The organism is uncultured Limnohabitans sp. (assembly GCF_937889215.1).
In the GTDB taxonomy this organism is placed as follows: Bacteria; Pseudomonadota; Gammaproteobacteria; order Burkholderiales; family Burkholderiaceae_C; genus Limnohabitans_A.
The window spans coordinates 1-2,765 of record NZ_CALBEX010000148.1; the positions used below are offsets into that span (position 1 = coordinate 1).

4 protein-coding genes are annotated in these 2,765 nt (G+C 62.5%); 1 reads left to right on the top strand and 3 read right to left on the bottom strand.

Features of this window, described 5'->3' with window-relative positions; all coding sequences use genetic code 11:
• A partial coding sequence (locus tag Q0341_RS03750) for an FAD-dependent monooxygenase (RefSeq protein WP_299510666.1) occupies positions 1-955 on the bottom strand: 955 nt, incomplete at its 3' end.
• A 45-nt stretch (positions 956-1,000) separates the two neighbouring features.
• Positions 1,001-1,858, bottom strand: a complete 858-nt coding sequence (locus Q0341_RS03755) for a dioxygenase (RefSeq protein ID WP_299510668.1) — start codon at positions 1,856-1,858, stop codon at positions 1,001-1,003.
• A gap of 37 nt (positions 1,859-1,895) precedes the next feature.
• Between Q0341_RS03755 and Q0341_RS03760 the strand changes: the two genes are divergently transcribed.
• Complete coding sequence (locus tag Q0341_RS03760; RefSeq protein ID WP_299510669.1) at positions 1,896-2,606, top strand: GntR family transcriptional regulator; 711 nt, start codon at positions 1,896-1,898, stop codon at positions 2,604-2,606.
• 43 nt (positions 2,607-2,649) lie between these two features.
• On the opposite strand, the gene Q0341_RS03765 is transcribed toward Q0341_RS03760, so the two are convergent.
• Positions 2,650-2,765: fumarylacetoacetate hydrolase family protein (locus tag Q0341_RS03765; protein WP_299510670.1), on the bottom strand; the 116-nt coding region annotated here is incomplete at its 5' end.

Here is a 2,765-nt window from a genome sequence, read left to right on the forward strand (position 1 = left end):
CTGCATCTCCACCCAGGAACACGCGGCCTTTTTGAAACGATTCGGCCACCAGCGCATGGCCGGCCAACCAAGTGGCCATGGACAATATTTCAATGTCCATGTCTTGGCCGAAAGCCAGCGAGAACCAGCGCCTTGCATCGGCCTCGGTCAAGGCCTCGGTGGCCGCGTCGTCGGCCATCTGAATGTGAAAAGCAAATTCGCTGACCCCGTCCACCGACATGATGAAGGCCCGCAGTTGCGGGTTGACCACCACATACATCCACGACCGGTCATTGGGGTTGCGGGCATAAAACTCGGGTGCTTTGAGGTAGACCGCCAGCATCTTGCCGCCCATGAATTTGCGCTTGAAACCCGAAGCACCGCCCCAGGCGATGCCCAACTGGTTGCGCACCATGCTGCGAGCGCCGTCAGCGCCCACCATGTAAGCCGCCTGCACCTGCAACGATTGCAAGCCATCCACCGATTGCACCGTCGCTTCGATGCCCTCGCCGTGGTCGGTGAACGCCATCAATTGCCAGCCGTAACGCATGTCTACGCTGGCTTGCGCTTGGGCGTGTCGGTGCAAATTGACTTCGACGTATTTTTGCGAAACGCGGTGGGGCAATTCGGCCGCACTCCATGAACCCGACATGTTTTTGATGGCCTGTGGTGCTGCCGCTGCCGTGGGCAAGCGCAAACGGGCCAGTTCGGTGCCGCTGAAACGCGTCAGGTAAGCAATGTCGGTGGCGTGGTCGGGGGGCAGGCCCATGCTGCGGATTTCTTGGGCAAAGCCCAGGCGGCGAAAGTGCTCCATGGTCCGGGCCTGGGTGGCATTGGCTTGCGGGTTGAAGGCAGTGCCGGGCTTGGCATCGACCAAAAGGCAGCGGATGTTGCGCCGCCCCAGCTCAATGGCCAACATGAGGCCGAATGGGCCGCCGCCCGCGATGAGGATGTCAACCTGGAGGGTGTTTGCCATGGGGGTGCTTGCAGGGGTTGAAAAAAAGAAACCGCGATCTGGCGATCAGTCTTGTGGGGCCAAACGGATCGGCAGGTCAATGGCCTTGTACTGGGCGGGCAGGCCCATGCGGGCGGCCGTGGCCGGGTCGGATTCGGTTTGGTAATGGCACACCAAAGAGGCGCGCACGCCAAACACAGCATCCTTGTCCAGCCAGGGGTCGGACTCGTCAAACACTTCGGTGATCAAGCTGCGGTGACCGGGGGCCTTCACGGTGATGTGGAAATGCGCTGGCCGCCACGCATCGCGGTGCGAGACGCGTAGCAATTCGCCCACGGGCCCATCGGTGGGCACCAAATAGGGTTGGGGCCGGATGGTGGCCAGCTCAAAGCGGCCGTCGGCCTGCACTTTGATCTGGCAACGCAGATTGTCTTGCGGCTGGCTGTCGTCCATTTGCCAGTACATGCCGTTGTCGGCGTTTTGCCAAAAGTCGAGGCTCGCCTCGCGCAAAGGCTGGCCGTTCACATCGGTCACCTGGCCGCGGATCAAGACCGCCTCGCCCGCGTTCGCGCCGATCAGGCTGCTGCCGCTGTCCATCCAGGGCGAACCCCGGGTGTGAAAAGGTCCCAACACGCTGCCTTCGGTGGCACCGGGGCGGGCGGCCAACAAATCGACCAGCGAGGACAGGCCCAGCACGTCAGACATCAGGGTGAACTCGCTGCGCGAGGGGCTGCTGATCTCGGCGGCGCGGTGCAAAAAAGCGATGCCTTCACGCCACTCTTCGTGCGTGAGTTGGGTTTCGTGTGCGAAGGCGTGTAAGTGGTGCGTCAAGCGGTTGACCAGATGGCGCAGGCGTTCGTCGTCGATCTGGGCAAAGCTGCTTTTGACTGTGTCGGTCAGGTTGTCTCGGGTGATGTTCTTCATGATCCGTCCTATAAAATCAGTTTTTAATCGATAAACCATGGCCAGAAAACCCGCCCTCAGTCCCCAGTCCGACGACGCCACCGGCACGACCCGTGCCAGTGCAGTCTATGACGCTTTGCGCTCGGACATCATGGACGGGGTCTACAAGCCCGAGGCCAAATTGCGGGTGGACGCCGTGAGTCGGCGTTACGAGGTGGGTGCCAGCCCGGTGCGTGAGGCGCTCAACCGCTTGTCGGCCGAGGGCCTGGTCACGCGCAACGACCAACGTGGTTTTCAGGTGGCTGCGCTGCGCTGGGAAGACTTGACGGTGCTGACCGACACGCGCTGCCAAGTCGAGAGCCTGGCCCTGCGCGAATCGCTGGCGGCGCGCACGCCCGAGTGGGAAGAGGCGCTGGTGCTGTTGCTGCACAAACTTTCGCGCACGCCACGGTCTTTGGCGGTCGACCATTACGTGCCCAACCCGCAGTGGGAAGCGCTGCACCGCGAGTTTCACACCCGCTTGCTGGCCAACTGCCCCTCGCGTTGGCTGCGCGACTTTTGCGCCACCTTGACCGGTGAGGCCTACCGTTACCGGCAGATCGCGGCCAGCCGCAACTTCACCCAGCGGCACGAGCACGACGAGCACCAAGCCTTGTTTGACGCGGCCATCGATGGGCGCACCGACGAGGCGGTGCAGTTGCTCACGGCGCATTACCGGAAAACCTCGATTTCTGTGTCTGAAAACGCACGGCAACTGCAGATCGATTGAGGGGCCGAAACTGCCCCCGCCAAGCGGCCAAGCGCTGGCCATGTCAGAGCGCCAACAGGCCCACCTGGTTGCGCAAAACGCCGACACCCTCGATGTCGATTTCGATGGTGTCGCCGGGCTGCATCCACACCGGGGGCTTGCGGGCGTAACCCACACCGG

Bases quoted from the DNA above. Each gene is read 5' to 3' on its own strand.
- Q0341_RS03755 (WP_299510668.1), bottom strand. From the start codon at position 1,858: ATGAAGAACATCACCCGAGACAACCTGACCGACACAGTCAAAAGCAGC.
- Q0341_RS03760 (WP_299510669.1), top strand. From the start codon at position 1,896: ATGGCCAGAAAACCCGCCCTCAGTCCCCAGTCCGACGACGCCACCGGC.